Source organism: Streptomyces sp. NPDC052687 (genome assembly GCF_040678395.1).
Taxonomy (GTDB): domain Bacteria; phylum Actinomycetota; class Actinomycetes; order Streptomycetales; family Streptomycetaceae; genus Streptomyces.
On sequence record NZ_JBFATR010000004.1, the window covers coordinates 127,298 to 149,154 of the forward strand.

The 21,857-nt window shown below is 74.4% G+C and carries 20 protein-coding genes and 1 pseudogene; 8 read left to right on the forward strand and 13 right to left on the reverse strand.

Translation table 11 applies throughout. The annotated features are described in order from the left end of the window. Window positions 1-158 precede the first annotated feature (158 nt). Entirely contained in the window at window positions 159-2,225 is a 2,067-nt protein-coding gene (locus AB0K92_RS06810) for an MDR family MFS transporter (RefSeq protein WP_365920112.1), read from the forward strand. A gap of 196 nt (window positions 2,226-2,421) precedes the next feature. Here the strand turns inward: AB0K92_RS06810 and AB0K92_RS06815 are convergent, their stop codons facing one another. Next, entirely contained in the window at window positions 2,422-2,946 is a 525-nt protein-coding gene (locus AB0K92_RS06815; protein WP_365920114.1) for a GNAT family N-acetyltransferase, read from the reverse strand. Between the two features lie 146 nt (window positions 2,947-3,092). On the opposite strand from AB0K92_RS06815, the gene AB0K92_RS06820 reads away from it, so the two are divergent. Together AB0K92_RS06820 and AB0K92_RS06825 are read left to right on the forward strand one after the other, a co-directional pair. After that, on the forward strand, window positions 3,093-3,764 hold the full coding sequence (locus AB0K92_RS06820; RefSeq protein ID WP_365920116.1) for a hypothetical protein: 672 nt from the start codon (window positions 3,093-3,095) through the stop codon (window positions 3,762-3,764). Between the two features lie 728 nt (window positions 3,765-4,492). After that, window positions 4,493-4,768 (forward strand): annotated as a pseudogene (locus AB0K92_RS06825) (hypothetical protein); the annotation flags it as partial. A gap of 61 nt (window positions 4,769-4,829) precedes the next feature. On the opposite strand, the gene AB0K92_RS06830 reads toward AB0K92_RS06825, so the two are convergent. After that, window positions 4,830-5,246, reverse strand: a complete 417-nt coding sequence (locus tag AB0K92_RS06830; RefSeq protein ID WP_165997930.1) for a DUF1992 domain-containing protein — start codon at window positions 5,244-5,246, stop codon at window positions 4,830-4,832. Window positions 5,247-5,338: 92 nt separating this feature from the next. Here AB0K92_RS06830 and AB0K92_RS06835 point away from each other — a divergent pair, with 92 nt between their 5' ends. Then, entirely contained in the window at window positions 5,339-5,731 is a 393-nt protein-coding gene (locus tag AB0K92_RS06835; protein ID WP_365920118.1) for a hypothetical protein, read from the forward strand. A gap of 3 nt (window positions 5,732-5,734) precedes the next feature. On the opposite strand, the gene AB0K92_RS06840 is transcribed toward AB0K92_RS06835, so the two are convergent. Both AB0K92_RS06840 and AB0K92_RS06845 read right to left on the reverse strand, forming a co-directional pair. Further along, window positions 5,735-6,577 carry an alpha/beta hydrolase gene (locus tag AB0K92_RS06840; RefSeq protein WP_365920344.1) on the reverse strand — a complete coding sequence of 281 codons (843 nt, stop codon included), beginning with the start codon at window positions 6,575-6,577 and terminating at the stop codon, window positions 5,735-5,737. Between the two features lie 175 nt (window positions 6,578-6,752). After that, window positions 6,753-7,721, reverse strand: coding sequence for an alpha/beta hydrolase (locus tag AB0K92_RS06845; protein ID WP_365920120.1), 969 nt, complete (start codon window positions 7,719-7,721; stop codon window positions 6,753-6,755). Between the two features lie 209 nt (window positions 7,722-7,930). Between AB0K92_RS06845 and AB0K92_RS06850 the strand changes: the two genes are divergently transcribed. Beyond that, window positions 7,931-9,070, forward strand: coding sequence for a helix-turn-helix domain-containing protein (locus tag AB0K92_RS06850; protein ID WP_365920122.1), 1,140 nt, complete (start codon window positions 7,931-7,933; stop codon window positions 9,068-9,070). Between the two features lie 127 nt (window positions 9,071-9,197). On the opposite strand, the gene AB0K92_RS06855 is transcribed toward AB0K92_RS06850, so the two are convergent. From AB0K92_RS06855 to AB0K92_RS06895, 9 genes are all read right to left on the reverse strand, one after another. Continuing rightward, a complete protein-coding gene (locus AB0K92_RS06855; protein WP_165997923.1) occupies window positions 9,198-9,869 on the reverse strand; it encodes an O-methyltransferase in 672 nt (223 codons plus the stop codon). A gap of 374 nt (window positions 9,870-10,243) precedes the next feature. Beyond that, complete coding sequence (locus tag AB0K92_RS06860; RefSeq protein ID WP_365920124.1) at window positions 10,244-10,663, reverse strand: transglycosylase SLT domain-containing protein; 420 nt, start codon at window positions 10,661-10,663, stop codon at window positions 10,244-10,246. Between the two features lie 263 nt (window positions 10,664-10,926). Next, the gene (locus AB0K92_RS06865; RefSeq protein ID WP_365920126.1) at window positions 10,927-11,832 is read right to left on the reverse strand and encodes an ECF transporter S component; all 906 of its coding nucleotides are present in this window, start codon (window positions 11,830-11,832) and stop codon (window positions 10,927-10,929) included. Further along, window positions 11,829-13,622: an ATP-binding cassette domain-containing protein gene (locus AB0K92_RS06870; protein WP_365920128.1), complete on the reverse strand. Its 1,794-nt coding sequence runs from the start codon at window positions 13,620-13,622 to the stop codon at window positions 11,829-11,831. The genes AB0K92_RS06865 and AB0K92_RS06870 overlap by 4 nt, the downstream gene beginning before the upstream one ends. Further along, window positions 13,619-14,695, reverse strand: a complete 1,077-nt coding sequence (locus AB0K92_RS06875) for an energy-coupling factor transporter transmembrane component T (RefSeq protein WP_365920130.1) — start codon at window positions 14,693-14,695, stop codon at window positions 13,619-13,621. The genes AB0K92_RS06870 and AB0K92_RS06875 overlap by 4 nt, the downstream gene beginning before the upstream one ends. Then, entirely contained in the window at window positions 14,688-15,401 is a 714-nt protein-coding gene (locus AB0K92_RS06880; RefSeq protein WP_365920346.1) for an SCO2322 family protein, read from the reverse strand. The genes AB0K92_RS06875 and AB0K92_RS06880 overlap by 8 nt, the downstream gene beginning before the upstream one ends. Beyond that, a complete protein-coding gene (locus tag AB0K92_RS06885; RefSeq protein WP_365920132.1) occupies window positions 15,401-16,627 on the reverse strand; it encodes a prenyltransferase/squalene oxidase repeat-containing protein in 1,227 nt (408 codons plus the stop codon). The genes AB0K92_RS06880 and AB0K92_RS06885 overlap by 1 nt, the downstream gene beginning before the upstream one ends. 352 nt (window positions 16,628-16,979) lie before the next feature. Further along, the gene (locus AB0K92_RS06890) at window positions 16,980-17,522 is read right to left on the reverse strand and encodes a hypothetical protein (RefSeq protein WP_365920134.1); all 543 of its coding nucleotides are present in this window, start codon (window positions 17,520-17,522) and stop codon (window positions 16,980-16,982) included. 114 nt (window positions 17,523-17,636) lie between these two features. Beyond that, entirely contained in the window at window positions 17,637-18,293 is a 657-nt protein-coding gene (locus AB0K92_RS06895; protein ID WP_365920136.1) for a TetR family transcriptional regulator, read from the reverse strand. Between the two features lie 218 nt (window positions 18,294-18,511). On the opposite strand from AB0K92_RS06895, the gene AB0K92_RS06900 reads away from it, so the two are divergent. Genes AB0K92_RS06900 through AB0K92_RS06910 form a run of 3 tightly spaced genes read left to right on the forward strand, consistent with a single transcriptional unit; the run spans window position 18,512 to window position 21,845 of the window. After that, entirely contained in the window at window positions 18,512-19,987 is a 1,476-nt protein-coding gene (locus tag AB0K92_RS06900; protein ID WP_365920138.1) for a glycosyltransferase family 4 protein, read from the forward strand. Beyond that, on the forward strand, window positions 19,981-20,772 hold the full coding sequence (locus tag AB0K92_RS06905) for a class I SAM-dependent methyltransferase (protein ID WP_165997904.1): 792 nt from the start codon (window positions 19,981-19,983) through the stop codon (window positions 20,770-20,772). The genes AB0K92_RS06900 and AB0K92_RS06905 overlap by 7 nt, the downstream gene beginning before the upstream one ends. Further along, entirely contained in the window at window positions 20,769-21,845 is a 1,077-nt protein-coding gene (locus AB0K92_RS06910; RefSeq protein ID WP_165997902.1) for a prenyltransferase/squalene oxidase repeat-containing protein, read from the forward strand. Before AB0K92_RS06905 ends, AB0K92_RS06910 begins: the two co-directional genes overlap by 4 nt. Window positions 21,846-21,857: the final 12 nt, after the last annotated feature.

Genomic DNA, 21,857 nt, shown 5'->3' on the forward strand with positions numbered 1-21,857 from the left:
GCCCCCTGCGAACTCCAGTGATTATGCAGATCCCGTGGAGGCGACGGCCGGGAGTCCTGCCGATTCACAGGACTCAACAGGCCATAACTGGACACACCGATCACGATGGAAGGTGCCGGCTCACGACGGCAGCGGTCGACCGAGCCTCGGGAGGTCCCATGGCCGAGGATGCGCGCAGCACAGCGGCACAGCCGCGCGGCCCGCAGCGGGGGGTGAGCAGCCGGGAACACGTGCCCGGCGACGTCCTCGTCTCGATCGGGGCACTGCTCCTCGGCATGCTGCTCGCCGCGCTCGACCAGACGATCGTCTCCACGGCGCTGCCCACGATCGTCAGCGAGCTGGGCGGCATGGACCATTTGTCGTGGGTGGTCACCGCCTATCTGCTGGCGTCGACCGCCGCGACCCCGCTGTGGGGCAAGCTGGGCGACCAGTACGGGCGCAAGCGGCTCTACCAGACCGCCATCGTGATCTTCCTGATCGGTTCGGCGCTGTGCGGCATGGCGCAGAACATGGCCGAGCTGATCGCGTTCCGCGCGCTGCAGGGCCTGGGCGGCGGCGGGCTGATGGTGCTGTCGATGGCGATCGTCGGTGATCTGGTGCCGCCCCGCGACCGGGGCCGCTACCAAGGCCTGTTCGGCGCGGTCTTCGGCGCCACCAGCGTCCTCGGCCCGCTGCTGGGCGGCGTGTTCACCGAGCACCTGAGCTGGCGGTGGGTCTTCTACGTCAACCTGCCGGTCGGCGTGGTCGCGCTCGCCGTGATCGCCTCCGTGCTGCACATCCCGCGCAAGGGCACCCGGCACGTCATCGACTACCTCGGCACCTTCCTCATCGCCGCCGTCGCCACCTGCCTGGTCCTCGCCGCCTCCCTCGGCGGCACCACCTGGCGCTGGACCTCACCGCAGATCACCGGCCTGGCGGTGCTCGGCGTGCTGCTCGCGGCCGTGTTCGTCGCCGTGGAGCGCAGGGCGGCGGAGCCGGTGCTTCCGCTGAAGCTGTTCCGGACCCGCACCTTCACCCTGTCCGCCGTGATCAGCCTGGTCGTCGGCTTCGCGATGTTCGGCACGATGACCTACCTGCCGACGTTCCTCCAGGTCGTCCAAGGCGTCTCGCCGACCATGTCCGGCGTCCACATGCTGCCCATGGTGCTGGGCCTGCTGCTCGCCTCGACCGCCTCCGGGCAGATCGTCAGCCGCACCGGCCGCTGGAAGGTGTTCCCGATCGCCGGCACCGGCATCACCACGCTCGGCCTGCTGCTCCTGCAGGAACTCGACGAGCGCAGCTCGGACGCGCAGATCAGCACCTTCTTCTTCGTCTTCGGCCTGGGTCTCGGCCTGGTCATGCAGGTGCTGGTGCTGATCGTGCAGAACGCCGTGTCGTACGAGGACCTGGGCGTCGCCACCTCCGGCGTCACCTTCTTCCGCTCGATCGGGGCCGCGTTCGGCGTGGCCGTCTTCGGGACGATCTTCGCCGGGCGCCTCGGCGACAAGCTCACCGCCGCCCTCCGCGGCGCGGAACTCCCGCCCGGCGTCTCGGCCGACGCCCTGGAGGCCGACCCGCGCGGCCTGGCCCAGCTGCCGCCGGAGCTGCGCCCCACGGCCCTGCACGCGTACGCGACGGCCCTCACGGACGTCTTCCTGTACGCCGCGCCGGTCGCCCTCGCCGGGTTCGTGCTGGCCTGGTTCCTCAAGGAGGACCGGCTGCGCGGCTCGGTCACCGCGCCGGACATGTCGGAGACCCTGGCAGGCAACCCGGTCGAGCGGTCCTCGCACGACGAGGTGTGCCGCGCCCTGTCCGTGCTCGGCACCCGCGAGGGCCGGCACGAGGTCTACCGGAAGATCGCCGCACGGGCGGGCTACGACCTGCTGCCCGCCGCGAGCTGGCTGCTGCTGCGGATGAAGCGGTACGGCTGGGTGGAGCCCGCCGTGCTCGCCGAACGCAGCACCGTGCCCCTCGGCGTCATCCTCGACGGCGCCCGCCAGGTCGAGGAACGGCGGCTGGCCGTGCGCGACGGACTCGACCTGGTCCTCACCGAACAGGGCCGCGAGGTCGCCGGACGGCTGGCCGCCGCCCGCGAGGAGTCCCTGGCGGAACTCCTGGGCGACTGGTGGGGACCGGACCGGCCGACCGACCTGACGGACCTCGTGCGGGAGCTGAACGACGAGCTGTGCGGCTCGGACCGGGAGGAGCCGCACGACGGGCGCCCGGCGGCGTCGAGGTCCCGCTGACGGCCGAGATCCCGCCGGCGGCCGAGGTCCAGCCGAAAGCCGAGGTGCCGCTGAGGGCCGAGGCCTCGCCGACGGCCGCGGTCCCGCCGACGGCCGAGGGCCCGCCGACGGCCGCGGTCCCGCCGACGGCCGCGGTCCCGCCGACGGCCGAGGGCCCGCCGACAGCCGAGGCCTCGCCGATACCGACCGGCGAGCCTCAGGTCGCGGCGGGGCCCACGAGGTCCTTGGCGAACCAGTGCTCGGCGTACGGCTCGTCGTTGTGCGGGGGCGTCTCCGCGTAGCCGAGCCGCGCGTACAGCGCCCGCGCCTCGCGCAGATCACCGCGCGTGTCCAGGATCAGCCGCCGCGCGCCCAGCGCCCGGGCGGTTTCCTCGGCGGCGGCCACCAGCAGCGCGGCGCCGCCCCGGCCGCGCAGCTCCGGCCGGACGAAGACCCGGGTCAGCTCGGCGACGGCCGGGTCCGCGGTGCGCCGTACACCCGCGGTGCCGGCGGGCGCGCCGCCGTAACGCGCCACCAGCAGCCGCCCGCCGGGCGGGGTGAGCCCGCCCTCGGCCCCGGCGGCGATCTCCCGCTCCAGCTCGTCCGGGTCGGTACGGCTGCCCTCGTGGAACAGGTACCAGCGGTCGCTGACCTCCGTGTAGTACGCCCGCCACAGGGCGGCGGCATCGAAGGAGCCGACGGGTTCGGGGGCGACGGTCCAGGCCGTCGTCTGCGCGGTCATGGCGGCCATTGTCGGGACCGCGCGCCGAGTGGGCTCAACCGGATTAAGGCGCCACGCGGCCCGGCGCGGCGGCCCTTTCGTTTGGGGCGGGGCCCCGGGGCAACCCGGTCAGCGTTCCGAGGTCCGAGAGCCCGGAGGCAACCTACATGTCCACTGGTTTGATCGTTGCGTTGATCGTGATCGGGGCGGTCGTCGTCATAGGCGCGGCCGTCCTGCTGACCCTGCGGCGGCGCCGCGGCGTCGGCGGACGGGACCTGAAGCGGCGCTTCGGGCCCGAGTACGAGCGGACCGTCGCCCGTTACGACGGCGACACCAGGGCCGCGGAGCGGGAACTCGCCGAGCGCCTGGAACGCCACGGCGAGCTGCGTGAACGTCCGTTGGAGGCGGAGCGGCGCCGCGCGTACGAGCAGCGCTGGCAGGCCGCGCAGGAGCTGTTCGTCGACTCGCCGCGCGACGCGGTGACCGAGGCGGACCGACTGCTCGCCGAAGTGGCCGGCGCCCGCGGCTTCCCCGACGGCGGCCACTACGAGGAACAGGTCGCCGCGCTGTCCGTGCACCACGCGGACCACGTCCACGGCTACCGACGCGTCCACCGCATCGCCCGCGCGGGCGTCGGCGCCGACGGGCAGCCCGAGCAGGCCGCCACCGAGGAGATGCGCGAGGCCATGGTCGAGGCCCGCGCCCTCTTCGAGGACCTGGTCGCGCCCACCCGCCACGACGCCGGCGGCTCCGGCGACCGCCGGTCCCCGTCCCACGCCCGCCACGACCGCGCCCGCCAGCCGTGGGGGTTCACCCGGCATCACGCGAAGGGGAGTTGAGCCCGATGACCGAGACGCCACGGCAGGGCGGGGACGACCCGCGGAGGCCGGGCACGCCGCGCTCCGCGCGGGCCCAGGAGAGCAGGGGTTCCGCATCGGGTGACGAGGCGATGCGGCCCGCGCCCGGAGGCCGGGTGCCGGGCCTGGCCGGCGAGATGCCGCCGGGCACCCGCGAGGTGCCGGGGACGGCCGGTGACGTGCCGGAAGCCAGCGGCGGGGCGGGCCGGTCCGGCACCGCCGGGGAGACCCCGTCCGGGGGCACCGCCGCCGGTGAGGCCCCGCCCGGGGCCGGCGCACCCGGCACGGCGGGCACGCCCGGCGCGTACGGCGCGTTCGGCACGCCGGGCTCAGCGGGCGCGGCGGGCACGGCGGGTCCGGCGGGCACGAGCGGGTTCCCAGGCGCGCCGGGCACTGGGGGCGCGCCTCACACCGCAGGTGCGTCCGGCACCGCGGGGACACCCGGCGGTCCCGGCGCGTCCGGTACGGCCGGTACTGGTACGGCCGGTACTGGTACGGCCGGTACTGGTGTTGCCGGTACTGGTACTGCCGGTACGCCCGGCACGCAGGGCATACCGGGAGCCCCCGGCGAGCCCGGCCCCACAGGTACGGAAACCCCGCAGGGCACACCGGGATCGGCGGGCACACCCGGCTACTCGGCCGGCACCCCCGCCCGGTCCGGCGTCGAGGCGGGCACGTCCCGCGCGCAGAAGGCCTCCCACCTCGCCCCGCTGCTGCCGCACGACGAGGCGGAGAAGCTCGCGCAGCGGCTCCAGCACGCGGTGACCGGGTTCGTCGACGGGCCGCGGGCGGCCGTGGAGGAGGCCGACCACGTCCTGGAGGACATCGTGAACCGCTTCACGGAGGCGGTGGCCCAGCGGCGCCGCACCCTGCGCCGTTCCTGGGAGTCGACCGACGAGTCCACCCCGCCGGCGACGGACACCGAGCAACTCCGGCTGGCGCTGCGCGACTACCGCGAACTCGCCGACCGGCTCCTGCACCACTGAGCACCACGGAGCACCGCGGACGGCGCCGGCGGCTCGGGCCGCCGGCGCCGTGCCGTGTCCGTCAGCCGTTCCCGCGGTCCTCGCGGGTTTCCCGCCGGCGGCGTACGACGTCCTCCACGTCGTAGGGCTTCAGGCCCAGTGGGGGTCCGGGCGGGGGCTTGAACATCATGTCGCGGATCTTCACGTTGACCGACTCGATGATCTTGCGGGCCAGTCGCTCCGACGGGGCGGCGAGTGCCGCGACCAGCGCGTCCTCGGCCTCCTTGCGCAGGGCCAGCGTCGGGGGCAGTACCGAGACGCCCTCGCGGGCCAGCTTCCGCCGGATCCACCAGCGCTCGTCGTAGTCGGCCTCGATGTCGCTCGGCAGCGGTCTGCCCGCTCCGGGAAGGTGCTCGAACTCGCCGCGGGCCAGCGCGTCACGGATCTGTTTGTCGGTCCAGGACTCGAAGCTCACGCCGGGAGGCTTTCGCTCGGTCATGCGGCCATTGTGCCGGACGCGGCCGCACCGGGCGATCTATCATGCAGCGGCGCCGACGGACGCCGGCGCCACCGGACATGAAGGAGCGGCACGTGCTCGAACTGACCATGGCCTCCGTCTCGGGCACGGACACGGGCGCCACGGCCGGCATGCTCATGGCCGACGCGCCCAGCGAGCCGGGAGCCGTGCTGCGGGTGGGCCGGGACACCTCGGTGTGCCGGCTGGCGACGCCGGAGGACTGGCTGTTCGTCTCCCGCGTGCACCTGGAGTTCCTGTGCGGCCACGACGGCGCCTGGCACCTCACCTGGCTGCGCGGCTCCCAGGCGGAGCCGTCCTCCGAGGTCCGGCTGACCGTCGGCGACCACGCGCAGCCCCTCGCGTACGGCGGCACGCTGCCCCTCCCGCGCGGCGGCAACGGAGAGGTGGTCATCCAGGACCGCACCGCCGCGCGGAGCGTCAACGTGGGCTTCTACCACGAGATCTGACGGTCATACGGCGGACTCCGGCGCCGCCGGGTCCACGAACCGCCGGACGAACGCCAGCGCCGTCTCGGCGACCTCGCGCCACCCGTGGTCGATGGTGAGCGCGTGACCGCGGCCGGGCAGCTCGGTGATCTCGGTGACCGCGTGCCGGTTGCGGGCCTGCTTCTTGTAGGAGGCGTTGGCGATGGCCCACGGCACGGTGTTGTCCTGCTCGCCGGAGATGATCAGCAGGGGGCCGCGCTCGGGAGCGGTGGTGTCGACCTTGACCTCGGTCCACGGGTTGAGGTTCGCGGCCGCCGCCTGGAAGAGCGGCTCCCCGGACGCCGGGACCGCGTAGGTGTCGTACAGCTCGCGTGCCTCGTCCTCGCCGACGGCGTTGGCGAAGGAGTACCGGAACTGCTCGTACGTCAGGGGCACCGCCCGGTGGTGGTTCGCCGGGTTGCCGAGCACCACGCTCGCCGCCCGCAGCGAGGACAGCGGCAGCGGCAGCACCCCGCGGAACGGCGCCGGGTCGATCGCGACGGACGCCCGGGACAGCCCGCGTCCCGCGCTGATCTGGGCGATCAGGCCCCCGAAGGAGTGGCCGATCACCACGGGCGCGCGGTCCAGCCGGCGGATCAGGTCGCAGAAGTGGTCGGCGACCTGGCCGACGCTCTTGCCCGCGAAGACCTCGGGGTGCTCGCGGGCCGCCTCGACCGTCTCCGGGTCGTCCGGCCAGCCCGGGGCCACGGCGGCGAACCCGGCCTCCTCGAACAGCGCCGCCCACCGCTCCCAGCTGGTGGGCAGCAGCCACAGGCCGTGCACGAACACCGCCGGGACGCGGCCCGTGGCGTTGGCCCGTTCGATCAGCGCGAGGTCGCGGGCGTAGGAGTCGGGGGACGGGGTCGGGGACGGGGTCGGGGAAGGGGGAGTGGGCGCGGGACGGGTCACGGCTGGCTCCTGTGTGGGTGGGGCGGAGGCCGGCGTCGCGGGGATCGCGGCCGGCGTCCGCGGTGGCTCGGTCGTCGCGGGCGCGCGGCGCGGCTCAGTCCTCGGCCAGCGCCCGCCGCAGCGTGTTCACCGCCAGCTCGATCGCGGACCCGGCCGCCCGCGTCTCGCGCAGTGCGTTGAGCATCACGAAGTCGTGGATGGTGCCCTGGTAGCGGACGGCGGTGACCGGTACGCCCGCGGCGCGCAGCTTGGCCGCGTACGCCTCGCCCTCGTCGCGCAGCACATCGGCCTCGGCCGTGACGACCAGCGCCGGGGGCAGCCCGGCCAGTTGCCCGGTGGTGGCGCGCAGCGGCGAGGCGGTTACGCGGGCGCGCTCCCCGGCGTCCGTCGTGTACTGGTCCCAGAACCAGCGCATGGCGTCGCGGCGCAGGAAGTAGCCCTCGGCGAACTGCTCGTAGGAGGCGGTGTCGAAGGAGGCGTCGGTCACCGGGTAGAACAGCACCTGCTGCCGCAGCGGCAGCCCGCCCCGCTCCTTGGCCAGCAGGGTCAGCGCGGCGCTCAGGTTGCCGCCGACCGAGTCGCCCGCGACGGCGAGGCGGGCGCCGTCCAGGCCGTGCGCGGCGCCGTCGGTGACGATCCAGCGGGCCACCGTCCAGCTCTGTTCGAGGGCGACCGGGTAGCGGTGCTCAGGCGCGAGGCCGTACTCGGGGAAGACCACGGCCGCGCCGGTGCCGACGGCCAGCTCCCGCACCAGCCGGTCGTGGGTGTGGGCGTTGCCGAACACCCAGCCCGCGCCGTGGACGTAGAGGACGACCGGCAGCCGGCCCGAGGCCCCCGCGGGCCGGACGACACGGGCCCGGACCTCCCCGGTGGGGCCGCCGGCGACCGTCACCCACTCCTCGTCGACGTCGGGCAGGGCCACGGGGCCGGACTGCACCTCGTCCACGGCCTTGCGGCCCTCGGCCGGCGGCAGCTCGTACAGATACGGCGGTTCGGCCGTGGCCCGGGCGAACGCCGCCGCGGCGGGTTCCAGGACGGGAGCGACGGGGCGGTGGTCGGTCATGTTCGGCCTCTCACGGGGACGGGGGCGGGCGCCGCGTCCCCGCGCCTCGGCCGCGGGGACGCAGGAACCGTATGCGCGCGCCGGCCGCACGGGTCGCCCCTGCGCGCAGGGGACTTGCCCCTCGGTGCACGGCCGGATCTGGCAGCCGGCGCCGCGGCACCGCACAATGCGCAGAAGCCAGGTCACACGGACTGAGGGGGCGGGACCCGGTGCTGCTGCTGGACCTCGACACCGTCGCGCCGCGGGAGCGGGCGGATGCCTTCCATCACGCGCTGACGGACGGGTCGGTGCCGAACGACGTCGTGCACGAGGAGCCCGAGACCGGGATACACGCTCGGTTCGAGCTCTGGCGGGTGGGCGGACTGGACCTGTTCACCGCGCGCAGCAGCGGATTCGAGGTCCGGCGCACGGCCCGGCACGTGCGCCGGCACCGGGAGCGGCCGGTGGTCTCCGTCTCGCTGCAGACCGAGGGCGTCCACCGCGCCGAGAACGGCGGGCAGCGCTACCACCTGGGCCCGGACGACATCGCCGTCTTCCACGAGCTGGCGCCGCGCCGCTACGGCTGGTCCGGGCACGGGGCCTCCCAGGCCCTCACCATCGACATGGACCACCTGGGCGTGCCCGTCGACGCCGTCGTACGCGCCTCCCTGCGCCTGCGCGCCAGCCCGATGCACGACCTGGTCCTGGGCCACCTGCGCACCCTCTGGCGGGACCCCGCCCGCCTGGAGGTCGACCCGGGCGCCGCCGCCCTGGCCGGCGCCACCACCGAGCTGGTCCGGGCGCTGCTGGTCTCGGCGGCGCACGACGAGGACGACCGGCGGGTGCGGTCGGCCCTGGACGACTCCCTCGCCGTGCGGATCATGGCGTACGTGCGCCGCCACCTGACCGATCCGGAGCTGAGCCCGGAGCACATCGCGCGGGAGCACGCCGTGTCCCTGCGCCAGTTGTACGTGGTGCTCGGCCGGGCGGGCATCGGGCTGGAGCAGTGGATCATCGGCGAGCGGCTGGAGGCGGCCTGCCGGCTGCTCGCCTCGCCCCGCCACGCCGGGCTGCCCGTGGCCGCCGTGGCGGCCCGCTGCGGCTTCACCAGCCCCAGCCACTTCACCCGCCGCTTCCGGGCGGCCTACGGCGTCACCCCGCGCGAGTGGCGACGGCACCGCGTCCACGGCCCGGCGGGCGACGGCCGGGGCGCGGCGGGAGACGGCCGGGGCGCGGCGGGAGACGGCCGGAGTGCCGTGGGCGACGACCGGGGTGCGGCAGGCGACGGCCATAGCAGGGCGGGCGACGGTCACGGCAGGGCGGGCGACGGTCACGGCAGGGCGGGCGGCGCTGCCGCGGGCGTACGGTGACCGCGCGTCCGGTCCGGGTCGCGCCGCGGCCCGGGTGAGGCAGCCGCGGAACCCGCGCCTCCTCGCCCTCATCAGCCGGCTGCCCCCATCCCGCCGCCTCCTCGCCCCCACCCTCAGCCGGCCGCCCTCATCCCACCACCCGGGCCAGCGCGAACCCGTCGTACCCCTTCGCGCCCACCGTCTGGATCGCCGTCCCGCTCAGCCTCGGGTGGGAGGCGATCAGGTCGATGGCCGCGCGGGTGCCGCGCACGTCCGGCGCGTCGGTGTCCGCGTCGGCGACGCGACCGCCGCGCACCACGTTGTCGACGACGATCACACTGCCCGCGCGGGTGAGCCGCAGCGCCCACTCCACATAGCCGGCGTTGTTGGCCTTGTCCGCGTCGATGAAGACCAGGTCGAACGGTGGCGGGTTCTCATCGGCCAGCTGCGGCAGCGACTCCAGCGCGGGCCCCACCCGCACCTCGGCGACCTTGTCCAGCCCCGCGCGGGCGAGGTTGCGGGTGGCGACCTCGGCGTGCTTCGGGTCGTACTCCAGCGAGATGAGCCTGCCGTCGGCGGGCAGCGCGCGGGCCAGCCAGATGGTGCTGTACCCGCCGAGCGTGCCGATCTCCAGGATGTGCCGCGCCCCCTGGATCTCGGCCAGCAGCTGGAGCAGCTTGCCCTGCGGCGCGGTGACGCCGATCTCCGGCAGCCCGGCGGCCCGGCTGTCGCGCAGCGCCGCCCGCAGCACCTCGTCGTCGGGGGAGAGACGGGCGGAGACGTACTCGTCGACGGTGTCCCAGATCTGCGACTCGCTCATGCGCTCAGCCTCTCCCATCCGGGGCGCCGGGACACCTGCACGGTGCGCGGCGACCGTCTTCGGACCTCAGAACGCCATATATCAGGCGAACGGGAGGCGGCCCGCGTCTTCCTGCGGGGGCGCCGTGAGCCTCGTAGGGTTCGCAACGCATACCCTTCGGCACGCTCCTGCTCGTCGTCGCCCCCGGCCTGGTCGCCGCCCACGCCCTGCCCCGCCCCGTCGGCCGCCGTACGGCCCTGCTCGCGGCCCCGGTGGCGATCAGTGTGCTGATGCTGTCGCGGAGGAACGCCCGAAGGCGGCGGCCCAGGGGATCGGGGGCCGCCGCCTTCGGGCGTGCTTGCGGGGGTGCGGGTCCGGCCGGGAGCCCTGGCGGCTCAGTACCAGCCGTTCGCCTGCCAGAACTGCCAGGCGCCGACCGGGCTGCCGTAGCGGGAGTTCATGTAGTCCAGACCCCACTCGATCTGGGTCTTGGCGTTGGTCTTCCAGTCGGCGCCGGCGGCGGACATCTTGGAGCCGGGCAGGGCCTGGACCAGGCCGTAGGCGCCGGAGGACGGGTTGGTGGCGTCGACGTCCCAGCCGCTCTCGTGCTCGACGATCTTGCTGAAGGCGTTGAACTGGGCGGCGTTCGGGATCATCTGCTTCGCGATCGCCTTCGCCTGGGCGGGCGAAGCGGTCGTCGCGGCGTGCGCCGGAGCGGCGGTCAGCGCCATGCCGGTGGCGGCGGCGGCCACGGCGGCGGTGGTGAGGGCCTTCTTCGGGGACGCGATGCGGCGGGCGATGCGGGCGACAGACACGGAGAACCTTTTCCTTCGGGGACCGGGGTGTCGCGGCAGTCCATGACCACGCGGTGCGGGGCGGGGACATGCCTCGGCGCCGAGGCCCGTGGGGCTCGTCGGCGCCGTGCGACGTCATCCAGAGAAGCAGCCCGGAAGGGGGTCCGCAATGACCCCCTTTACTAGTTGTGGTCGCATTCGAGATGAAGGTCGCTCGTGTGACGTGGCTCTCAATGCCCAGGTCAACCGGAAGATTGACGTGAGCATGGCGTCCGATTTGTCTACTATTTCCCGTCGTATGTGATCTGCGCCCTGTGGGCCGGTTCACGCCCGGAGGCCTCTTCCGGGGCCTGGAATGTGACCGCGGTCTCGAAGGCGGCGCGCCGGGTGGCCCGCCGCAGGGCCTTCAGCACGGCCGGACCGAGCGTGAACGTGAGGACCACCGTCACCAGGGCGCGGCCCAGGTCCCAGCCGAGCGAGGTGGCCAGACAGTAGGCGACGAAACGGGCGAGGTTCGCGGCGGTGCCCGCGGCCGGGTCCGGGGCGATGTCCGAACCGTCCCGCGGCAGGAAGGGCCAGCCCTGCGCGTTCATCACCAGGCCGTACGCGAACGCGGCCAGGAAGCCGTACCCGGCCAGCAGCAGCAGTTCCCCGCGGCCGCGCAGCCGGTGCGGGCCCGGCAGCAGCCCCGCCCCCATCGCGAACCAGCCCATCGACAGCATCTGGAACGGCATCCACGGCCCCACACCCCCGGTGAGCAGCGCGGACGCGAACATGCTCAGCGAACCCAGGGCGAAGCCGAACCCCGGCCCGAGGACCCGGCCGCTCAGCACCATCAGGAAGAACATCGGCTCGATGCCCGCCGTGCCCGCGCCGATCGGCCGCAGCGCCGCCCCGGCCGCCGCCAGCACGCCCAGCATCGCCACCGCCTTCGCGCCCAGCCCGGACTCCGCGATCGCCGCGCCCACCACGGCGACCAGCAGCACCAGCAGACCAGCGAAGAGCCACGGGGCGTCCTGGCTGTGCCCCGCCACCGCCGCGGCGGGCGGCGAGAGGAACGGCCACAGCAGCGCCGCCGCACCGACCGCGCCGGTGAGCAGCAGTACGGCGACCGTGCGGGGGCCGAGACGGATCGCGCGGACCTGCCGGACCTGCCGGGCCTGGGGGACCCGGCGGTCCTCGCGGGTCATGCCAGCGCCTCCCTCACCTGCGCGACCGTGAGCCACCGCTGCGGCGCGAGGATCTTCGTCACCTGCGGCGCGAACGACGGCGACGAGACCACCACGTCCGCCGTCGGACCGTCCGCGATCACCTCGCCCTCCGCGAGCAGCACCACCCGGTCGGCGAGCTCGGCCGCCAGCTCCACGTCGTGCGTGGCCAGCACGATCGCATGCCCCTGCGCCGCCAGCTCCCTCAGCCGCGCGACCAGGCGCGCCTTCGCCGCGTAGTCCAGACCCCGGGTCGGCTCGTCCAGCAGGAGCAGCGGCGGGCGGGCGGCCAGCACCACCGCCAGGGCGAGCGTCAGCCGCTGCCCCTCGGACAGATCACGCGGGTGCGTGTCGTCGGAAAGCCCCGGCAGCAGCGCCGAGACCAGGGCCCGGCAGGTGCCCGGCGCGGCGCCCGCGTCCTCGTCGGCCGCCGCGCACTCGGCGGCGACCGTGTCGGCGTACAGCAGATCGCGCGGCTCCTGTGGGACCAGGCCCACCCGGCGGACCAGGTCGCGGGGCGGCGTACGGTGCGGCGCGGCGCCGCCGACGCGCACCGAGCCGGAGTCCGGCTCGACCAGCCCCACCAGCGAGGACAGCAGCGTGGACTTCCCGGCGCCGTTGCGGCCCATGAGCGCGACGGTCTCGCCGGGGGAGACGGTGAGGTCGACGCGGCGCAGCGCCCGCACCCGGCCGCGGCGTACGGCGAGGGCGCGCACCTCGGCGGCGTACGGGGAGGCGGGCGGGGCGAGGGCGGGCGCGGCGGTCCGGTGCTTGCGCAACCAGCGGCGGGGCCGGGGCGAGGGGGCCCCGGCGTCGGCGGGGGTGGTCCGCGATGCGGTGCAGACGGGCGCGGGGACGCCAGGGGCGGTCGCGGCCGTGGCTGCATCGGTCGTGGCTGCACCGGCCGCGGGCATACTCGCGGCCGGTGCGGAGGCGGGAGAGGGAGCGGGGTCCCGGTTGCGCAGGCGTGCGCGCAGGTCCGTCGCACGGCGGCGGGCGTCGCGCACCGTCAGCGGCAGCGGGGACCAGCCCGCCAGCCGGCCCAGACCGGCCACGGGCGGGTACACCGGCGACACGGCCATGATCTCGGCGGGGGTGCCGAGGACGGGCCGGGCGCCGGGGGAGGGCAGGAGCAGGACCTGGTCGGCGTACTGCACGACCCGCTCCAGGCGGTGCTCGGCCATCAGCACCGTCGTGCCCAGGTCGTGGACGAGCCGCTGCAGGACGGCGAGGACCTCCTCGGCGGCGGCCGGGTCGAGGGCCGAGGTCGGCTCGTCGAGGACCAGCACGCTCGGGTGCGGGGTGAGCACCGAGCCGATGGCCACCCGCTGCTGCTGCCCGCCGGACAGCGTGGCGATCGGGCGGTCCCGCAGGGGCGCGAGACCCAGCAGGTCCAGCGTCTCCTCCACCCGGCGCCGCATCACCGCCGGGGGCAGACCCAGCGACTCCATGCCGTAGGCGAGTTCGTCCTCGACGGTGTCGGTGACGAAGTGCGACAGCGGGTCCTGGCCGACCGTGCCGACCACGTCGGCCAGCTCGCGCGGCTTGTGGGTGCGGGTGTCGCGGCCGGCGACCGTGACCCGGCCGCGCAGGGTGCCGCCCGTGAAGTGCGGGACGAGCCCCGCGACGGCGCCCAGGATCGTCGACTTGCCGACGCCGGACGGCCCGACCAGCAGCACCAGTTCACCCTCCGGGACCTCGAAGTCCACGCCCCGGACGGTCGGTTCGGCGGCTCCGTCGTACGTCACGGAGACGTCCTCGAAGCGGATCACGACGACTCCTCAAAGTTCTCGGGCGGTGGGGTCACGAAGGCCGGGAGCAGGCCCAGCAGGGCGGCCGCCGCCGGCCACACGGGAAGGCTCGGGGCGGTCAGCGGGACCACCCCCGGATGCAGGGCCGCCGGGTCGGCGGACGCGGCCAGGACGAGCGAGGCGGCGACCGCGGCACCGGAGCCGGAGACCAGCCAGGCCCGCGCACCCCACGGGTCCGGGCGGTACCGGGTGCGCGGCGAGCGCCGGCCGCCCAGCCACAGCCCGGCGAGCGCGGCCCCCACCCCGGCGAGCAGCACCGGCAGCCCGTACGTGCCGCCCTCCGCGGTGAGCAGCCCGTACGTCCCCGCGCAGACCCCGAGCAGCCCGCCGAGGGTGAGCGCGGCCGTCGTACGGCGCACCGCGGGCGGCACCGCGGCCGTACGGCCGTAGCCGCGCGAGTCCATCGCGGCGGCGAGCGCCACCGAGCGTTCCAGCGCGCCCTCCAGGACCGGCAGGCCCACCTGGAGCAGGCCCCGGACCCCCTTGTCCGGCCGTCCGCGCAGCCGGCGGGCGGCACGCAGCCGCCGCACGTCCGCGACCAGACTCGGCGCGAAGGTCAGGGCCACGACCACCGCGACCCCCATCTCGTACAGCGCGCCCGGCAGCGACTTCAGCAGCCGCGACGGGCTCGCGAGGGCGTTCGCGGCGCCCACGCAGATCAGCAGCGCGGCCAGCTTCAGACCGTCGTACAACGCCCGGAGCAGCACCTCCGCGGTCACCTCGCCGCCCAGGCGGATGCCCTGCGCCCAGTCGGGCAGCGGCACCTCGGGGAGGGTGAGGAGGGTGTGGGTGCCGGGGACGGGCGCGCCGAACACGACGGCGAACACCAGCCGGATCAGCAGCACCGCGAGGCCCAGCTTGAGGAAGGCGCCGTAGGAGCGGGCCCACGGGGCGTCCGGGCGGCGCACCGCGACGACGTACGCCGAGACCGCGATGAGGAGCGCGAGGAGGAGCGGATTGGTGGTGCGGGTGGCGGCGATGCCGAGGGACAGGGCCCACAGCCACCAGGCACCGGGGTGGACCGAGTCACCCATTCCCGCGTCGCCGGGTCTGCCAGATGGCGGCCGCGCCCAGGACCGCCACCGCCGCGCCGCCCGCGAGGAGACCGAGGGAGGGCCCGCCGTCGTCCTGCCCGCCGGCCGTTCCCTCGGCGGCGTCCTCCGGGGCGGCGCTCTCCGGGGAGGCGTCCTCCGGGGAGGTGTCCTTCTCGTCCCCGGCGGTGTCCTTCCCGCCGGCACCGCTCACGCTCACCTGCTCCCCGCAGCCCTTCGCCGGGTAGCCGGAGATGGCGCACAGCAGCGCGTTGGTGTCGTAGCGCAGGGGCTTGGCGACGGCGGCCAGCGCCTCCGCGGTCGTCGCGTCGGGCGCCACGCTCGCGCACACGGTCCGGCGGGCGGGCGGCGTCTCACCCGACGGGGCGTGGGCCGCCGTACCGAAGTCGAGGACGAGCGCGACCCGCTTCCGGCCGTCCCGTGCGGGCGTACGGGCGCAGATGACGTCGAACGTCGCCGTGCCGCGCGGCCGGGCGGCGTCGCCGGAGTCCTCGCTGACGGCGAAGCGGAAGCCCTGCACGTCGCCGTCGGACGGCCGGGCGGTGGCCGGGCCCTCGGTGGCGTACGTCCAGCGGTCGCCGTCGCGCTCCCAGAAGGACCAGTAGCGGTAGCCGGCGGCCTGCGCCGGGCCGGTGCTCAGCGACCCGAACAGCGCGGCCAGGAGCAGGACGGCGGCACGGCGGAGCATCACGCCTGCGGCCCCTTCTTCTTCCGGCCGCTGAGCAGGAAACCGATGCCGATACCGCCGACGAACAGGGCGCCGACGACCCACCACATGCTGGTGTCGCTTTCCTCTTCGGCCGAGTCGTCCCGCTTGCTCTCGTCCGCGCCGGCGGCCTGCGGGGCCGGGCCGGTCGCGTTCAGCCGCTCGACGAGGTCGTCGCCGCCGAAGTCACGGGGGTCGCCGCCGGTGGCCAGCGCGGCGAAGATCAGCTGGGCGTAGGCGGCGGGGCCGCTCTGCTTCGCCCAGTCCGCGGAGTTCCGCTGGAGCCACTTCAGGGGCTTCGCGGCCCGCTCGGCACCGCCCTGCGCGGCGAGCGCGACGACCGCGTCGGCGGTGTTGCCGTAGTCGGGCTGGTCCTCGGCGCCCGGCAGGGCGGAGACGAGGTGGCCGTCCTCGGCGACGGCCTCCGCGAGGTAGGCGGCACCGTTGGCGGCGGCCTGCTCGGGGGACCCGGCGTCGGCGCACTTCGGCATGCCGGCTCGCTTGCCCGGCTCGGCGTCGAGCCCCTTGCCGAGCGCGCCCAGCACACCGGCGGCCGTGGCGTCCGCGTTGGCGGCGAGCTTGCCCTTCTTGTCCGGCTGGTAGGCGAAGGCGCCACCGCCGTCCTCGTCGCAGGGGAGGGAGAGAGCGAGGAGGGCGTCGTACGGCGAGTTGCCCTTCCTCGTCACCTCGGCGGGCTTCTCCCCGGCGGCGGCGAGGGCGCCGATGACGACGGAGGTGGAGTTGGTGTCGGTCGGCGACCCGGCGCCGAAGCCCCAGCCGCCGTCCTCGTTCTGCACCGACTTCAGCCAGCCGACGGCCTTGCCGGTCTCGGCGTCGTGCCCGCCGAGCGCGGCGAGCGCCTGCACGGCGGCGGCGGTCGCGTTGGTGTCCAGCATCGTCTCGGCGTCACAGGCCTTGCCGGTGTCCGCGCGATAGGAGGCGAACGCGCCGTTCGCGCACTGCTGTCCGGTCAGCCAGTCCACGGCCTTCTCGGCGGGCCTCACGCCCACCGCGTCCTGGGCGAGCAGCGCGAGCGACTGCCGCCACACACCGTCGTAGGTCGGGTCGCCCGTGCCGTACAGCCCGGAGGGCAGGGCCGCGGACGGCGAGGCGGACGGGGACGGGTCGGCGGCGTGGGCGACCGGAGCCGCGACGGCGCCGATCACTGCGGCGGCGGCCAGGGCCGCGGCGGTGCGGCGGACGTTCATGATCGGCGGATGCCCTCTCCTGCGGGGAGCCGGGCAGCACCGGAGGACCCGGGCGGCTCGGCTCCGTAAACCTCGACGGTGCTGAGCCGTTCCACGTCCGCACGGGGCGATCCGGCTCACCGGCCCCTGCGCGGGGGTCCGGCCTACGGACAGGGGTCTCCCCTGTTCGAGCGAAGTCGAGAACTCGGGGAAGGGTCAGCGCCGGATTTGCACCGGCTTTCCCCGTACGGGTGTGATACGACGCCGCCACTTTACCGGCCGGTCAGCGGGGGTGATCCGAGTGGTTCGTCACGTGGGGCGGGGCGCGGGACCGGCGCTTCCGCGAAGGGCCCGCACGACGTGATCATCGGCGTCACGGCAGATCAGGAATCACGGACAGCCAGGCTGAGAGTTCCCTGTGCAGCGGATCCTGAGGGGGAATCAGGCTCTCGACGCCGCGCAGAGGGGTCAGCAGATTCTTGACGCGGCGGAGCCGCAGCATCTCCTGTGGAGGCAGGCTTCGCCAATGCGCGGCCTCGGCGCGAACCTCTTCGGATGTTTGCCCGATCTCTCTGAACACCCCCTCGCACAGATCGACCGGATCCAGCAGACCGCCATCCCGTGCTGCTCCGAAGGCGCGGATCGCGTTGACCCGCACGTTCGTCTCCTCGGCCAGCGCCGCCTTGCTGTCGACGTCAGACCTCTGGGCTTTTCGCCGGATCGCCGTAAGGGCGAGACCGACCCATCGCAGGCGTGTCCCGGCGGGCAGCCGATCGTCGCTGATGCGGGCGACGGCCAGTTCTCGCAGCGTCTCCCATGTCTGCACGTCCAGGTGACTGTTTTCCGGCTGGGCGGCAAAGCGTTCCAGCTCATCGATGGATCGGCCTGACAGACCTCCCGTCGTGCTGGTGTGCACAGTCGACGGGTCATTCCATGAAGATGATCCCTGCACGCTCGAACGCGTCCCTTCCTACCTGGAGACTTTCCAAAGAGGGTCTGTAGTGGCCGCTGTTCGCGCGCCGCCCGTCGCTCAGTCGCTGAGCCGTCCCGGTCTGTCCCGTTCCGGCTCCTCGTCCGGCAGGTCGATCAACCGGCACACCGTCTCGATGTCCACCTTCACCTGGGCGATCGACGCCCGCCCCGACAGCCAGGTGATGAGCGCCGAGTGCCAGGTGTGTTCGATGACGCGGACGGCGGAGAGCTGGGCGGGGGACGGGTCCTCCTGGCCCATCGCGTCGAGGATGATCGCCGTGGTCTGGCGGGAGACCTGGTCCACCTCGGGGCTGACGCCGCGGTCGGCGAAGGTGAGGGCGCGGACCATGGCGTCGGCGAGATGGGGCTCGCGCTGCAGGGCGCGGAAGGCGCGCATCAGGGTTTCCGCGACGCGCTCGGCGGGTGTGTCGCCCGTCGGGGGCTTCTTGCGGAGCGTGGCGTGCAGACGCTCCAGCTGGTCCTGCATCGTCGCGACCAGCAGATGGACCTTGGAGGGGAAGTAGCGGTAGAGGGTGCCCAGGGCCACCTGGGAGGACTCGGCGACCTCCCGCATCTGCACCGCGTCGAACCCGCCCCGGCTCGCCAGCCGCGCGCTCGCGCGCAGGATGCGGCGCCGGCGCTCCTCCTGCCGCTCGGTGAGGGGCGAGGCGGGGCCTGCGGCCGGGCGCCTGGTGGCGGCTTCCACCTTCTCCATGGGTCCCGTTCCGTGACAGTCCGTGAGGGTGTGGGATCACACAGCATGGCAGGGTTCGGGACCGGTGTGGGCCGTGGCGTGAATCACCTGATCCACTTCTCACAGCGGCGCTACCTGCCGGTAGATTCGGAGCCTCTTGAACGATCAAGTCTGAAACTTGTTCTAGGTCGGCGTCCCGGCATAATCTCGCGGGACAGTGCAGGAGAAGGGGGCCCAGAGTGACCGCTGAGGCCAGGGAGGCCAGGTCCCCGGAGGACCCGGCGTCCCCCGAGCTCGCGACTTCGCTCGGGCAGGGAGGTGCCCCCACCGGCTCGCGACCGCTCCGTATCGCACTCCTCACCTACAAGGGGAACCCGTTCTGCGGCGGCCAGGGCGTCTACGTCCGCCACCTGTCCCGTGAACTGGCCCGCCTCGGTCACCACGTCGAGGTCATCGGCGCCCAGCCGTACCCCGTCCTCGACGAGGGGTACGACAACCTGCGCCTCACCGAGCTGCCCAGCCTCGACCTCTACCGGCAGCCCGACCCCTTCCGCACCCCGAAGCGCGACGAGTACCGGGACTGGATCGACGCCCTCGAAGTCGCGACGATGTGGACCGGCGGCTTCCCCGAGCCGCTCACCTTCTCGCTGCGCGCCCGCCGCCATCTGCGCGCCCGCCGCGGCGACTTCGACATCGTGCACGACAACCAGACCCTCGGATACGGGCTGCTGGGGGATCTCGGCGCGCCGCTCGTCACCACGATCCACCACCCGATCACCGTCGACCGGCAGCTGGAGCTGGACGCCGCCGAGACCTGGCAGCGCCGCTGCTCCGTGCGCCGCTGGTACGCGTTCACCCGCATGCAGAAGCGCGTCGCGCGCCGGCTGCCGTCCGTGCTGACCGTCTCCGGCACCTCCCGCCAGGAGATCGTCGACCACCTCGGCGTACGCCAGGACCGTATCCACGTCGTCCACATCGGCGCCGACACCGACCTGTTCTCGCCCGACCCGTCGGTGCCCCGCGTGCCCGGACGGATCGTCACCACCTCCAGCGCGGACGTCCCCCTCAAGGGCCTCGTCTTCCTCGTCGAGGCGCTCGCCAAGGTCCGCACCGAGCAGCCCGACGCCCATCTCGTCGTCGTCGGCAAGCGGCCCGCCGAGGGACCCGTCGCCCAGGCCGTCGAACGGTACGGCCTCGAAGGCGCCGTCGACTTCGTCAAGGGCATCTCCGACGCCGAACTCGTCGACCTGGTGCGCTCGGCGCAGGTGGCGTGCGTGCCGTCGCTGTACGAGGGCTTCTCCCTGCCGGCCGCCGAGGCCATGGCCACCGGAACACCGCTCGTCGCCACCACCGGCGGCGCGATCCCCGAGGTCGCCGGGCGCGACGGCGAGACCTGCCTCGCCGTGCCCCCGGGCGACGCGGGCGCGCTGGCCGCCGCGCTGAAGCGGCTGCTGGGCGACGAGGAGCTGCGCCGGCGGCTCGGCGCGGCCGGACGCGACCGGGTCCTCGCCCACTTCACCTGGGCCCGCGCCGCCGAGGGCACAGTGGCCCGCTACCGCGAGGCCATCGCCGCCGCCACGGGCGCGTCGCCGGGCGGCTCGGGCACGACCGGTACCGCGGTCGCGTCCGCCGACTCCGGCGTCGCCGCGGACTCCGCCGCTCCCGGCAACACCAGCGTCACCAGCGTCTACCCCGAAAGCAGGGCCACGTGCTGACCGTCGACTTCTCCCGGTTCCCGCTCGCCCCGGGCGATCGCGTCCTGGATCTCGGCTGCGGCGCCGGCCGGCACGCCTTCGAGTGCTACCGGCGCGGCGCGCAGGTCGTGGCGCTGGACCGCAACGCCGAGGAGATCCGCGAGGTCGCCAAGTGGTTCGCGGCGATGAAGGAGGCGGGCGAGGCGCCCGAGGGCGCGACCGCCACCGCCATGGAGGGCGACGCCCTCGCGCTGCCGTTCCCCGACGAGTCCTTCGACGTCGTGATCATCTCCGAGGTGATGGAGCACATCCCCGACGACAAGGGCGTCCTCGCCGAGATGGTGCGCGTCCTCAAGCCGGGCGGGCGCATCGCGGTGACCGTCCCGCGCTACGGCCCCGAGAAGATCTGCTGGGCCCTGTCCGACGCCTACCACGAGGTCGAGGGCGGCCACATCCGCATCTACAAGGCGGACGAGCTGATCGGCAAGATCAGGGAGGCCGGGCTCAAGCCGTACGGCAGCCACCACGCCCACGCCCTGCACTCGCCCTACTGGTGGCTGAAGTGCGCGTTCGGCGTCGACAACGACAAGGCGCTGCCCGTGCGGGCGTACCACAAGCTGCTGGTCTGGGACATCATGAAGAAGCCGCTGGCCACCCGGGTCGCCGAGCAGGCGCTGAACCCGCTCATCGGCAAGAGCTTCGTGGTGTACGCGACCAAGCCGCACCTGCCCCGGATCCCGGACACCGGGACCGCCGGAACCGCCGCGACCGCCGCCGAGTCCGACACGCGGGCGGCCGCCAAGTGACCACCCCCCGCACGGAACACCTGGTCCTGCCCGGAGTGCTCACCGCCGAGCAGGCCGCCGCGACCGTCCGCGGCATCCTCGCGGTGCAGCGGGAGGACGGGGCGATCCCCTGGTTCCGCGGCCACCACCTCGACCCGTGGGACCACGTCGAGGCCGCCATGGCGCTGGACGCGGCGGGCGAGCACGAGGCCGCCGAGCGGGCGTACCTGTGGCTCGCGCGGCACCAGAACGCGGACGGCTCCTGGTACGCGGCGTACGCCGACGGCGACCCGGACGCCGTCACCGACCGCGGCCGCGAGACCAACTTCGTCGCGTACGTCGCCGTAGGCGTCTGGCACCACTACCTGTCCACCGGCGACGACACCTTCCTCGACCGCATGTGGCCGGTCGTGTACGCGGCCGTCGAGTTCGTGCTGCGGCTGCAGCAGCCCGGCGGGCAGATCGGCTGGAAGCGCGAGGACGACGGCACCGACGTCACCGACGCGCTGCTCACCGGCAGTTCCTCCATCCACCAGGCGCTGCGCTGCGCGCTCGCCGTCGCCGAGCAGCGCGAGGAGCCCCAGCCGGACTGGGAGCTGGCCGTCGGCATGCTGCGGCACGCGATACGCCGGCACCCCGAGCGGTTCCTCGACAAGGACCGCTACTCCATGGACTGGTACTACCCGGTGCTCGGCGGCGCGCTCACCGGCGCCGAGGCCAAGGCCCGCGTGGAGGAGGGCTGGGACCGGTTCGTCGTGCCCGGGCTCGGCGTGCGGTGCGTGGTGCCGAACCCGTGGGTCACCGGCGGGGAGTCCGCCGAACTCGCCCTCACCCTCTGGGCGACCGGCGAGTCCGACCGGGCGCTGGACATCCTCCAGTCCATCCAGCACCTGCGCGACCCGGAGACCGGCCTGTACTGGACCGGCTACGTCTTCGACGACGACGCCGTCTGGCCCCGCGAGCTGACCACCTGGACCGCCGGCTCGCTGCTGCTCGCCGTCGCCGCGCTCGGCGGCCACGAGGCGACCTGCGCCGTCTTCGGCGGCGAGCTGCTGCCGCGAGGGCTGGAGGACCCGGAGTGCTGCGCGGACTGAGCGCGCCGCGGC